We start from the raw sequence: 12,168 nt of genomic DNA, 5'->3' as shown, positions 1-12,168 counted from the left end.
GCGAATTTATCAGTGATTCCCGTAGTATATGCCCCCACTCCATGCAATAGAGGAAGTGGGGGCATAATATTTAAAAAAATACTTGCAAGAATATGCATAAAGGATGTATAATCATAAACATCTTTTTAGGGAGATGGAGGAACAGTCATGAAGGTCAGTATCATCGGTGCATCTGGCTATGCAGGGGAAGAACTCATCCGACTTCTTCATGGCCACCCGCATGCCGAGATTGTACATCTGACATCGGAGCGCCATACGGGCGAGCGAATATCGAAACTTTATCCACATTTAACGCATATTTATGACAATATACTAGACTCGATGGAGGATATCCACCGTATGGCAGAGGACAGCGATGTTCTCTTTATCGCACTTCCGCATGGACATGCAATGAAATTGGTCAAGGCGATTGCTGATCTGCCGGTGCGTATCATTGATCTCGGGGCAGATTATCGCTTTGCCGACACATCGGTCTATGAGGCATGGTATCATGTCCCGCACACGGATCCGGAGGCAGAGCGGGTCTATGGACTCGCCGAGCTGTACCGCGATGCAATCCGTGGGGCGCATCTCATCGGCAATGCAGGCTGCTATACGACGGCAGGCATTCTCGCACTGACCCCGCTCGTGCAGGAGCATCTCGTACAGATGGATTCAATTCTCGTCGATGCGGTTTCCGGTGTCTCCGGCGCAGGGCGTACACCGAAGGAGAGCACGCATTTCCCGGAGTTCTATGACAGCTTCACGGCGTATGGCGCAGTCAGTCATCGACACACCCCAGAAATCGAGCAAGCGCTCTCCGAGCAGGCAGGTGAGCCGGTTACGATTAACTTTACGCCACATCTTGCCCCGATAGCACGCGGTATCCTTGCCACGTGCTATGCACGCCTTGCGGATGGCGTAACGGAAGAGGATGTCGACGCGGCGTTTGCGGCTCAGTATGCAGATGAGTTTTTCATCCGTCTGCTTGGGCGTGGCGCGTATCCATCGACGAAGTATGTGCGCGGAACAAATTACTGCGATATCGCATGGCATATTGATCCGCGTACGCATCGTGTTATTGTTTTTTCCGCGATTGACAATCTCGTCAAGGGAGCGGCAGGGCAGGCGATTCAGAACATGAACATCGCGCTTGATTTGGATGAGCGCACAGGACTCGACCTTGTGCCGATGTATCCATAAACGGGAATGGAGGATATTGATATGTTCAGCGAGCAGAATGCAAAAGCCGGGGTTACATTCCCGCAGGGATTTAAGGCAGCGGGGGTAAAGGCGGGCATCAAGAAGAGCGGCAATCTCGATGTTGCTGTGATCTATACAGAGCGGGAGGCGGCTGTTGCAGGTGTATTTACGCAGAATGCCGTTGCCGCTGCACCGGTATTCGCCTCGAAGAAGGTCGTTGCTACGGGGGCAGCGCATGCGATTGCAGCAAATGCAGGCTGTGCGAATGCCTGCACCGGTGCACAAGGGGAAAAGGATGCGCGCGCGATGCAGGAGATCACGGCGGCAGCACTCGGCTGCACGCCGGAGGACGTTCTCGTCGCCTCAACGGGTGTGATTGGCATAAATCTTCCGATGGACAAGATGGAGGCGGGACTGAAAGCCGCAGTTGCCGCACTTTCGACGGACGGCAGTGCCAGTGCGGGCAACGCCATTATCACGACGGATACCTACTCCAAGTCGTGTGCCACGGAGGTGACACTCGGCGGCAAGCAGGTACGGTTTGGTGCAATCGCAAAGGGCTCGGGGATGATTCAGCCGAATATGGCGACGATGCTCGCCTTCATCACGACAGATGCAGCGATTGACGGCAAGCTTCTCCAAAAGGCACTCTCCGAGGTCGTTGAAATTTCGTTCAACATGATTTCGATTGATGGCGATATGAGCACGAACGATATGGCCGTTGTGCTCGCCAACGGTGCGGCAGGAAATGCGAAGATCACGGCAGAGGGGGCGGACTACGAGACATTCAAGGCAACGCTCGCAGAGATCTGCAAAGGTCTTTCACAGCGCATCGCCTCCGACGGTGAAGGTGCAACGAAGTTCCTGACGGTTCATGTGGCGGGGACGAAGAGCTTTGCCGATGCCAAGACAATTGCGATGAGCGTGGCAAAGAGTCCGCTCGTCAAGACGGCGTTCTTCGGTGAGGATCCGAACTGGGGTCGCGTGATCTGTGCGGTCGGCTATGCAGGTGTTCCGATGAATCCCGAGACAACCGTTGTGAAGTTCGGCGGCATCCCCGTCTACGCGCACGGTGTCGGTGCAGACTACGATGAGGCAGCGCTCAAGAAGGTCATGGGCGAACATGATATTGTGATTGACATCGACATGGGGATGGGCGCACAGGAAGCAACTGTCTGGACCTGTGATTTCTCCTATGAGTACGTCAAGATCAATGGCGAGTATCATACCTGAGGTGAGGGCTATGTATAGCGATAAGGACAAGGCAGAGATCTTGGTTGATGCCCTCCCGTACATCCAGGAGTTCTCGGGCACGACGGTCGTCATAAAGTACGGCGGCAACGCGATGGTGAGCGATGTGCTGAAGGAAAACGTCATGCGCGACGTGGCACTGATGAAGTATGTCGGCATCCGTCCTGTCATCATCCATGGCGGGGGACCGGAGATCACGGGCTTTTTGGAAAAGGTCGGAAAGGAGTCCTCTTTCGTCGCCGGGCTCCGCGTGACGGATGAGGAGACCGTTGAGATCGCCGAGATGGTGCTCGACGGCAAGATCAACTCGGAGATTGTCAATCTCCTGAACCAGCGCGGCGTTCGTGCCGTCGGCCTCTCGGGAAAGGATGCAGGGCTGATCCGTGCGCGCAAGAAGATGGCGACCGTATACAAGAACGATACGGTGCATGAGGTGGACATTGGCTTCGTGGGCGCAGTGGAAACAATCGACGTCTCTGTAATTGAAGATCTGCTGGATCACGGCTATGTGCCGGTTATTGCGCCAATCGGCGTAGGGATGGACGGCGAGAGCTACAACATCAACGCCGACTACGTTGCGGCGGAGATCGCAGGGGCCCTTGCGGCGGAGAAGCTGCTTCTCCTGACGGACATCGAGGGCATCTATAAAGATTTTAACGACAAGAGTTCGTTTCTCTCGACCATCCATCTGCAGGAGGCGCGCGACTACATCCGCGACGGCATCATCTCGGGCGGGATGATTCCCAAGGTAGAGGCGTGTCTGACGGCACTGGAGCGCGGCGCGGCAAAGGCGCACATTATCGATGGACGTCTGCCGCACGCCATTATCCTTGAGATTTTTACGTCGACTGGTGTTGGTACACAGGTTGTACGATAGGGAGTATATATGAGCGAAGCAGAGAAGAAAATTTTTGAAATCGATGAGAAAGACTATCTCCCCGTATTCAATCGCTATAAAATCGTGCTCGATCATGGTGAGGGCGTTTATGTTTGGGATGTTGCGGGCAGAAAGTATCTTGACTTTCTCGGCGGCATCGCTGTCAATGTTCTCGGGCATCATTATCCGCCGCTTGTCGAGGCAATTGCATCGCAGGCGGCAAAGATCATCCATGCCTCGAACCTTTACTACACGAAGCCGCAGGCGGACGCAGCGGCAAAACTCACGGCACTCAGCGGGCTCGGCAAAGTATTCTTCTGCAACTCGGGAGCAGAGGCAAATGAGGGGGCAATAAAGATTGCACGTAAGTACGCCTGCCAAATCCATCCCGGGAAATCGCAGATTCTCACGGCGTGGGACAGTTTTCATGGTCGTACGCTTGCGACACTGACCGCGACGGGGCAGCCGAAGTATCACGAGGGTCTTGGGCCACTACCGGCAGGCTTTGACTATATCCGCTACAATGATATTGCAGATCTCAAGACGAAGATCAGCGATAAGACGGCAGCGGTCATGCTCGAGACGATTCAGGGGGAGGGTGGCGTCTATCCGCCGGAGGACAACTATTTGAAAAAAGTTCGTGCCCTCTGCGACCAGCATGGTGCGCTCCTCATCCTCGATGAGATTCAGGCGGGCATCGGGCGCGCGGGGACGTTCTTCGCCTATGAGAAATACGGCATAAAGCCCGATATTGTGACGCTTGCAAAAGGTCTTGCTGGCGGCGTGCCGATCGGTGCCTTTGCTGTCACGAATGAAGTCGCAGCTGCGTTCCATGCAGGGGATCACGGCACGACATTTGGCGGCAACCCCCTTGCCTGTGCGGCGGCGAACGTTGTCCTCGATACAGTCCCGAAAAAGGAGTTCTTGGCACGTGTCGCGGTACTCGGCGCGTACTTCAAGCAGAAGCTCGTAGAGCTGCAGAAGAAGTATCCGGCTTTCATCGTCGACGTGCGCGGCACGGGGCTGATACTTGGCGCGGAACTCGCATCGGATGCACATGGACGTGATATTGTGAATGTGTGTCTTGAAAAGGGAATCATCATCAATTGTACGGTGGGGAAGGTGCTGCGTTTCCTGCCGCCGATCATCATCACCGAGCCGCAGATCGACGAGGTCGTCAGTGTTCTTGATGATGTGATCTCGCACTATGCGTGATGTGCTGTTTTCTTTACGGCGATGCTGTAATACGATATAATACAGAAATGGGAGGGGTTATATGCTGAAAGGGAAGGACTTATTGTCCATTCATGAACTCAGTCGAGATGAGGTCGAGGAGATTCTCTCCCTCGCGCAAGAGCTCAAGGAAAAGCAGAAGGCGGGGATACCGCACCGCCTTCTGGAGGGCAAGTCGCTCGGCATGATCTTTGAGAAGTCCTCAACGCGGACGCGCGTGTCCTTCGAGGTGGGGATGTATCAGCTTGGCGGCCAGGCACTGTTCCTCAGTAGCCGTGATCTGCAGCTCGGGCGCGGTGAGCCGATCAAGGATACGGCGCGCGTGCTCTCACGCTACCTTGACGGAATTATGATCCGTACGTATGGACATGACCGTATCGAGGAGCTTGCGGAGTGGGCGGATGTGCCCGTTATCAATGCGCTCAGTGACCTCCTGCATCCGTGCCAGGCGCTCACCGATCTTCTCACGATCCGTGAGTATAAGGGCAAGAATCTCACGGGGCTGAAGATGGCATACGTCGGCGACGGCAATAATATGACGCACTCGCTCATGTATGCGGCGGCAAAGGTCGGCATGAACTTCGCGGCAGCGACCCCCGAGGGATATGAACCGAATGCCGAAGTTGTAGCAAATGCCAAGGCTGATGCGGCAGCGACGGGCGCGACCGTCACGATCACGCACAATCCGATGGAAGCAGCTGCGGACGCAGATGTCATCGTCACGGACACGTGGGCGAGCATGGGACAGGAGGCGGAGCACGACGCACGCACGGCGGTCTTCCGTCCCTATCAGGTGAATTGGGAGCTCGTTGCCGAGTCAGGCAATGCGCGCTGCATCGTCATGCACTGCCTGCCCGCCTACCGGGGAGAGGAGATCGTGGAGGATGTCTTTGAGGAATTTGCCGATGTGATCTTTGACGAGGCGGAAAACCGTCTGCATGTTCAGAAGGCAATCATGGCACTCACCATGGGAAATTAAGGAGTTGTTTTATTATGGCTAAACAGATCAAAAAAGTCGTTCTTGCCTATTCCGGCGGACTGGATACGTCGGTGATCATTCCTTGGCTGAAAGAGCACTACGATGGCTGTGAGGTTATCGCTGCCTGTGCCGATGTTGGACAGGGCGATGAGCTGAGTGTTGTTCACGACAAAGCACTCGCCTCTGGTGCATCGAAGGTGTTCATCGTCGATCTTACGAAGGAGTTCCTTGAGGAGTATGTCTGGCCGACACTGAAGGCAGGTGCGGTCTACGAGGGCAAATATCTGCTTGGCACTTCGTTTGCCCGCCCTGTGATTGCCAAGGCGCTCGTTGACATCGCGAAGCGCGAGGGGGCGGATGCCATTGCTCATGGCGCAACAGGAAAGGGGAACGATCAGGTGCGTTTTGAGCTGACGGTCAAGGCGCTTGCGCCCAATCTCCAGATCATCGCACCGTGGCGTGAATGGGATCTTGACTCGCGCACGGCAGAGATCGCCTATGCGAAGAAGCACGGAATCCCCGTTGCGACGGAGAATAAGACATACAGCATGGACCGCAACATTTGGCATCTCTCACATGAGGGCTCAGACCTCGAGGATCCCGCGAACGAGCCGAAGAATTCCATGTTCCTCATCTCCTGTGCACCTGAGGATGCACCGGATGCGCCGGAGTATGTCTCCATTTCCTTTGAGAAGGGAATCCCCGTCGCTGTCAACGGTGAGAAGATGGGCGCAGTCGAATTGCTGACGAAACTCAATGAGGTCGGTGCACGCAATGGTGTCGGCATCGTCGATATCTGCGAGAACCGTCTCGTCGGCATGAAGTCGCGCGGTGTCTATGAGAACCCGGGTGGATCGATTCTCTACTATGCGCATCGTGAGCTGGAATACCTCTGCCTCGACCGCTCTACCTTCCACTACAAGGAGGGACTTGCCATCCGTTACGGTGAGCTGGTCTATGACGGCATGTGGTTCTGTCAGCTGCGCGAGGCACTCGCTGCCTTCGTGGACAGCACGCAGGAGACCGTGACGGGTGAGGTACGCCTGAAGCTCTACAAGGGCAACATCATCTCTGCCGGTGCGAAGTCCCCCTATTCCCTCTACAGTCAGGAGTTCGTCACCTTCGAACATGACGATGTTTACGATCAGGCGGATGCAACGGGCTTTATCAACCTCTTCGGCCTGCCGCTCAAGGTGCGTGCACTCATGCAGGAGGGGCAGAAATAATGAGCGAAAAGCTCTGGGGCGGCCGCTTCTCCAAGACGACCGATGAGATGATCAATGAGTTTCAGGCATCCATCGGATTTGACCGCCGTATGTATCGCGAGGATATCGCGGGATCACTTGCCCATGCCGCCATGCTCGCCAAGGTCGGCATCCTCTCGGAGGAGGATCATGCGGCAATCGAGAAGGGGCTGAAGGACATCCTTGCCCAGATCGAGCACGGAGATTTTGATTTCAGTGTGGCACTTGAAGATATTCACATGAATATCGAAAAGCGTCTCACGGACGCAATCGGCGATGCGGGCAGCCGCCTGCACACAGCACGCAGCCGCAACGATCAGGTGGCTCTCGATACGCATCTCTTTGTACGCCATGCCGTCGTGGACGTGATGGCACACATTCGCGCGCTGCAGCAGGCCCTCACAGAGTCCGCTGCACAGCATCGGGATGTGATTATGCCGGGCTATACGCATCTCCAGCGTGCGCAGCCCATCCTCTTTTCCCACCATCTCATGGCGTATTTTGGAATGCTCGCGCGCGATTTTGAGCGGTTTCAGGGTGTATATGCGCGTACGGATATCATGCCGCTCGGTGCCGGAGCACTTGCGGGGACGACACTGCCGATAGATCGGCAGTTCGTGGCACAGCGGCTGCACTTCGAGCGCATCTACACGAATAGTCTGGATGCCGTCAGCGATCGTGACTATATCCTCGAGTTCCTCTCTGCCGCATCAATTCTCATGGTGCACCTTTCCCGCCTCTCAGAGGAGATCATTCTCTGGTGCTCACGTGAGTTCTCGTTTGTCGAATTGGACGACGCGCACTGTACGGGCTCGTCGATGATGCCGCAGAAGAAAAATCCTGATGTCTCCGAGCTCGTGCGCGGGAAGACTGGACGTGTTGTTGGGCATCTCATGGCGATGCTCATGGCGGTCAAGGGGCTTCCCCTTGCCTACAACAAAGACTTGCAGGAGGATAAGGAGGGGCTGTTTGACGCCATCGACACGGTGAAATTCAGCCTTGCGGTATATGCACAGCTGATACGGGGCATGAAACTGCGTGAGGACGTCATGCGTCATGCCGTCGAAGCGGATTACTCGAATGCCACGGATCTCGCGGACTATCTCGTGCGCAAGGGACTGCCGTTCCGCAAGGCACATGCCGCTGCGGGGCAGGCAGTGGCACAGTGCATCGCACGCGGAATCTATCTCGCGGATCTGCCGATCGCAGACTATCAGCAGCTCTCGCCGCTCTTTGCGGAGGATATCTATGATGCCATTTCTCCTGAGACTTGCGTTTCCTGCCGCAACTCTTACGGCGGTACATCGTACGAGCAGGCAGAAATGCAGCTTGAGGCTGCGAAAAATCTCATGACGGAGGAGAAGCGCATCGTCTCCGTACTGACGGAAAAACAGAATATATTGTCGTAATTTCAATGAGAAGGACTTGCTGATTGTTTTTTTATCAGCAAGTCCTTAAATTTTATTTGCATTGTCACTGTACAGATGGTACAATAGCACCAAGTGACTGGATCGGATTATTTTTTTGCGATTTTCGTATTTGCTGTGCGGACGTATTTTCATGGCAATGACATCGAAAATGGCTCTTTTCCGTATAGCGACAGGCGTATAGGACGTGTGGTCGCTGTGTTTTCGTGCGGATGAATTCTGATTTCATGATCGAAAGACTGAGAAAATATAGAAGGGAATTTTCCCGAAGGATTTATGGAGGTGTGTTTTTTGTCGTTCAATCGTAATGGCAATCATGGAAAAGGCGGACAGAAGGTACAAGTCATCCCGCTGGGCGGCTTGGGTGAGATCGGAAAGAATATGACGGTCATCCGCGTGGATGATGAAATCCTCGTGGTAGACTCTGGGCTGATGTTCCCGGAGGAGGATATGCTGGGGATTGATCTTGTTATCCCGGATATTACCTATCTCATCGAGAACCGTGATATGGTCAAAGCAATCGTGCTGACGCACGGACATGAGGATCATATCGGTGCTCTCCCGTATGTGATGAAGCAGATTCCGTGTCCTGTGTACGGTACGCGTCTGACGCTAGGCATACTGGAGGGACGTCTGAAGGAGAACGGGGTGGACTCGACGAATCTGCACTCCGTTATGGCTGGTGACATCATCAATATCGGGTGCTTCAGCGTCGGGTTTATTCGAGTGAATCACTCCATCCCCGATGCGGTCGGACTTTCGATCAAGACCCCTGTAGGAATGATCGTCCATACGGGCGACTTCAAGCTCGACTATACGCCGGTAGATGGGCAGATGACGGATTTCCGCCGCTTTTCCGATCTTGGCAACAAGGGAGTTCTGCTCCTGCTCGCTGACAGTACGAACGCCGAGCGTGAGGGACATACGGCGAGCGAACGGACAGTAGGTGCGGCATTTGACAAGGCATTTCACAATGTGCGTGGGCGCATTATTGTCGCCACGTTCTCTTCGAATGTGCACCGCATTCAGCAGGTCATTGATACGGCGGTCAAGTACAAGCGGCGCGTTGCCGTTCTTGGCCGCAGCATGGAGAATGTTGTCGGCATCTCACTTGAGCTCGGCTATCTGACTGCGCCTGAGGGGACGATTATCGGCATCGATGAGATCAATAACTATCGTGCGGAGCAGATCGTCATCGTGACAACGGGCAGCCAGGGCGAGCCGATGTCCGCACTCTCACGCATGGCTGCATCCGATCATCGTAAAATCACGATTGTACCGGGCGATACGGTCATCATTTCGGCGACGCCGATCCCGGGGAACGAGAAGCTGGTATCCAAGACGGTGGATAATCTGATGAAGCTCGGTGCCAATGTCATTTACGGGCGCGATAAGGGGATCCACGTTTCGGGACATGGAAGCCGCGAGGAACTGAAGCTGATGCACAATCTTGTGCGTCCGAAATTTTTCATGCCCGTACATGGCGAATATCATCACCTCGTTCAGCACGCGGGGCTTGCCCGTGAGCTCGGGATGCCGAAGGAAAATATCTTTATCAGTGAGAACGGACAGGTGCTTGAGTTCACGAAGGAAAAGGGACAGGTCGTTGGACGCGTGCAGTCGGGCATGGTCATGGTGGATGGGCTTGGTGTTGGTGATGTTGGCAATATCGTTCTGCGTGATCGTCGTCAGCTTTCACAGGACGGAATCCTCATCATTGTTGTCGCGATGAGCCGCCAGAGCAACCGCGTTGTCTCAGGACCTGATATCGTCTCACGCGGCTTTGTCTACGTACGTGAATCGGAGGCACTGATGGATGAGGCGCGTGCCCGCGTTCAGCAGGCACTCGACCGCTGTGAGGACGAGAATGTGCGTGAGTGGTCGGCGATCAAGTCGAATGTGCGCGATGCGCTCAGCCGCTATCTGTTCGACAAGACACGCCGCCGCCCAATGATCCTTCCAATCATTATGGAAGTTTGATCTATGTACGCCGCTCCAAATCGGAGCGGTGTTTTCGTTGGAAAATATTGATGATATTGCTGCACAGATAACTTGAAGTCGCGCAGAAAAAGAGATAGAATAAGCATGTTTTGTGATAGTTTTTGAAGTGGATGAGGAGGAGTTTTATGACAGCGGCTGAACAGAAAGAGCTGCAGCTCTTTGCAGTGAAGGTGCGCGAAGGGATTCTGCGCGGCACGCATGCGGCGAAAAGCGGGCATCCGGGCGGATCACTCTCGTCAGCGGACTATTTCACCTATCTCTACAATAAGGAAATTCGTGTCGATCCGAAAAATCCGCGTGATCCGAACCGCGACCGCTTTGTTCTTTCCAAGGGGCACGTTGCACCGGGGCTCTATGCGACACTGGCGAACTGCGGATTTTTCCCCGTGGAGGAACTGCTGACCCTCCGTCATATTGGATCGCGTCTGCAGGGGCATCCGAATATGAACCTCACGCCCGGCATCGATATGTCTACAGGCTCGCTTGGTCAGGGGCTTTCGACGGCTGCGGGCATGGCAAAGGGCGCGAAGTATCTTGGAAAGGACATCAACGTCTACACACTGCTCGGTGATGGCGAGCTTGCCGAAGGACAGATCTGGGAGGCGACGATGTTCGCCGCGCACTATGGTCTCGACAATCTCTGCATTGCGGTGGATGTCAACGGGCTTCAGATCGACGGCAAAACAGCAGATGTCATGAATAGTGCTCCTGTGGATAAGAAATTCGAGGCGTTCGGCTGTGCCGTTCAGTGGATTGACGGGCATGATTTCACTGCTCTTGCGTCGGCATTCCGCACGTTCCATGCGAATAAGGGCAGCAAGAAACCAACGGTGATTCTGATGAAGACGGTCAAGGGCAAGGATGTCTCCTTTATGGAGAATCAGGTCGGCTGGCATGGCAAAGCTCCTAACGATGCCGAGCTTGCCCAGGGGTTGGAGGACTTGGCTGCGGTTCGAAAGAGCATCGAGGAGGCATGAGCATGGCAGAGGTAAAGAAAATCGCAACCCGTGAGAGCTACGGCAATGGATTGGTGGAATTAGGAAAAGAACACGATAACGTCGTTGTGCTGGATGCGGATCTTGCCGGTGCAACCAAGACGGCAATCTTTAAGAAGGCATTCCCCGATCGTCACTTCAATTGCGGCATTGCAGAGTGCAATCTGGTGGATGTCGGCGCAGGTCTGTCGACGATGGGGCTCGTGCCGTTCGTCTCGACGTTTGCCATGTTTGCGGCGGGGCGTGCCTATGAGCAGGTGCGCAATACGATCGGATATCCTCATCTGAACGTCAAGATCTGTGCGACGCACGGCGGCATCTCCGTCGGGGAGGATGGTGCGTCGCATCAGTGCTGTGAGGATTTTGCTCTCATGCGTACGATCCCCGGCATGACGGTCATGTGCCCTTCGGATGATGTGGAGGCGCGCAAAATGCTGCATGCTGCCTACGAGATGGATGGTCCTGTCTACATCCGCTTTGGCCGTGCAGCAACGCCGGTCTACCATGCAGAGGATTTTCCTTTTGTTGTTGGCAAGGGAGAGGTGCTGCAGGATGGCACGGATATCGCGGTCATTGCCACGGGGATTCTCGTGCCGGAGGCGATCGAGGCAGGAAAACGTCTTGCGGCCGAGGGCATCAGCATACGTGTGATCAACATGGCGACGATCAAGCCGCTCGATACAGAGATCGTTCTCCGTGCAGCGCGTGAATGCGGGAAGATTGTCACGGTAGAGGAACATAACATCATCGGCGGACTTGGCGAAGCGGTCTGCGCTACGCTTGCGGAAGGATGCCCCGTTCCTGTCCGCCGTGTCGGTGTCAATGATGCGTTCGGACACTCTGGCCCTGCGGCCGAGCTCCTGAAGGAGTTTGGTCTGACTGCAGACCATATTGCCGAGGCGGCACGCACGCTGGCGGAAAAATAATATCCATGCAGAAGATGTTCTCTTTCATTGGAGAACATCTTTTGTTTTATCCG

Annotated in this window: 10 protein-coding genes; all 10 read left to right on the top strand. The window is 54.8% G+C overall.

Going from position 1 to position 12,168, the window contains the following annotated elements; translation table 11 throughout:
• Nucleotides 1-147 precede the first annotated feature (147 nt).
• The 10 genes from argC to HMPREF9166_RS01130 all read left to right on the top strand — a co-directional run bounded on the left by argC (nt 148) and on the right by HMPREF9166_RS01130 (nt 12,115).
• Nucleotides 148-1,182, top strand: coding sequence for an N-acetyl-gamma-glutamyl-phosphate reductase (gene argC, locus HMPREF9166_RS01175; protein WP_009442206.1), 1,035 nt, complete (start codon nt 148-150; stop codon nt 1,180-1,182).
• Nucleotides 1,183-1,203: 21 nt separating this feature from the next.
• The gene (gene argJ, locus HMPREF9166_RS01170; protein ID WP_039980800.1) at nt 1,204-2,415 is read left to right on the top strand and encodes a bifunctional glutamate N-acetyltransferase/amino-acid acetyltransferase ArgJ; all 1,212 of its coding nucleotides are present in this window, start codon (nt 1,204-1,206) and stop codon (nt 2,413-2,415) included.
• Between the two features lie 10 nt (nt 2,416-2,425).
• Nucleotides 2,426-3,310: an acetylglutamate kinase gene (gene argB, locus HMPREF9166_RS01165; RefSeq protein WP_039980798.1), complete on the top strand. Its 885-nt coding sequence runs from the start codon at nt 2,426-2,428 to the stop codon at nt 3,308-3,310.
• Nucleotides 3,311-3,319: 9 nt separating this feature from the next.
• Nucleotides 3,320-4,525 carry an acetylornithine transaminase gene (locus tag HMPREF9166_RS01160; RefSeq protein WP_009442203.1) on the top strand — a complete coding sequence of 402 codons (1,206 nt, stop codon included), beginning with the start codon at nt 3,320-3,322 and terminating at the stop codon, nt 4,523-4,525.
• 61 nt (nt 4,526-4,586) lie between these two features.
• Complete coding sequence (gene argF, locus HMPREF9166_RS01155; protein WP_009442202.1) at nt 4,587-5,522, top strand: ornithine carbamoyltransferase; 936 nt, start codon at nt 4,587-4,589, stop codon at nt 5,520-5,522.
• A gap of 14 nt (nt 5,523-5,536) precedes the next feature.
• Nucleotides 5,537-6,748 (top strand): argininosuccinate synthase, encoded by a 1,212-nt coding sequence (locus HMPREF9166_RS01150; RefSeq protein ID WP_009442201.1) that lies wholly within the window; start codon nt 5,537-5,539, stop codon nt 6,746-6,748.
• Nucleotides 6,748-8,175 (top strand): argininosuccinate lyase, encoded by a 1,428-nt coding sequence (gene argH, locus HMPREF9166_RS01145; RefSeq protein WP_009442200.1) that lies wholly within the window; start codon nt 6,748-6,750, stop codon nt 8,173-8,175. The genes HMPREF9166_RS01150 and argH overlap by 1 nt, the downstream gene beginning before the upstream one ends.
• A 294-nt stretch (nt 8,176-8,469) precedes the next feature.
• Complete coding sequence (locus HMPREF9166_RS01140; protein WP_006689607.1) at nt 8,470-10,173, top strand: ribonuclease J; 1,704 nt, start codon at nt 8,470-8,472, stop codon at nt 10,171-10,173.
• A gap of 146 nt (nt 10,174-10,319) precedes the next feature.
• A complete protein-coding gene (locus tag HMPREF9166_RS01135) occupies nt 10,320-11,171 on the top strand; it encodes a transketolase (RefSeq protein ID WP_039980794.1) in 852 nt (283 codons plus the stop codon).
• Nucleotides 11,168-12,115 (top strand): transketolase family protein, encoded by a 948-nt coding sequence (locus HMPREF9166_RS01130; RefSeq protein WP_009442198.1) that lies wholly within the window; start codon nt 11,168-11,170, stop codon nt 12,113-12,115. The genes HMPREF9166_RS01135 and HMPREF9166_RS01130 overlap by 4 nt, the downstream gene beginning before the upstream one ends.
• The last annotated feature ends 53 nt before the right edge of the window (nt 12,116-12,168 follow it).

Origin of the sequence: Selenomonas sp. oral taxon 149 str. 67H29BP, from assembly GCF_000146365.1 — a bacterium.
Lineage (GTDB): Bacteria > Bacillota > Negativicutes > Selenomonadales > Selenomonadaceae > Centipeda > Centipeda felix.
The sequence above is the reverse complement of the archived record's forward strand: the minus strand, read 5'-3'. Positions and strand labels throughout refer to the sequence as shown.

Coding starts and splice junctions, on each gene's coding strand:
- argC (WP_009442206.1), top strand. CDS start 148: ATGAAGGTCAGTATCATCGGTGCATCTGGCTATGCAGGGGAAGAACTC.
- argJ (WP_039980800.1), top strand. CDS start 1,204: ATGTTCAGCGAGCAGAATGCAAAAGCCGGGGTTACATTCCCGCAGGGA.
- argB (WP_039980798.1), top strand. CDS start 2,426: ATGTATAGCGATAAGGACAAGGCAGAGATCTTGGTTGATGCCCTCCCG.
- HMPREF9166_RS01160 (WP_009442203.1), top strand. CDS start 3,320: ATGAGCGAAGCAGAGAAGAAAATTTTTGAAATCGATGAGAAAGACTAT.
- argF (WP_009442202.1), top strand. CDS start 4,587: ATGCTGAAAGGGAAGGACTTATTGTCCATTCATGAACTCAGTCGAGAT.
- HMPREF9166_RS01150 (WP_009442201.1), top strand. CDS start 5,537: ATGGCTAAACAGATCAAAAAAGTCGTTCTTGCCTATTCCGGCGGACTG.
- argH (WP_009442200.1), top strand. CDS start 6,748: ATGAGCGAAAAGCTCTGGGGCGGCCGCTTCTCCAAGACGACCGATGAG.
- HMPREF9166_RS01140 (WP_006689607.1), top strand. CDS start 8,470: ATGGAGGTGTGTTTTTTGTCGTTCAATCGTAATGGCAATCATGGAAAA.
- HMPREF9166_RS01135 (WP_039980794.1), top strand. CDS start 10,320: ATGACAGCGGCTGAACAGAAAGAGCTGCAGCTCTTTGCAGTGAAGGTG.
- HMPREF9166_RS01130 (WP_009442198.1), top strand. CDS start 11,168: ATGAGCATGGCAGAGGTAAAGAAAATCGCAACCCGTGAGAGCTACGGC.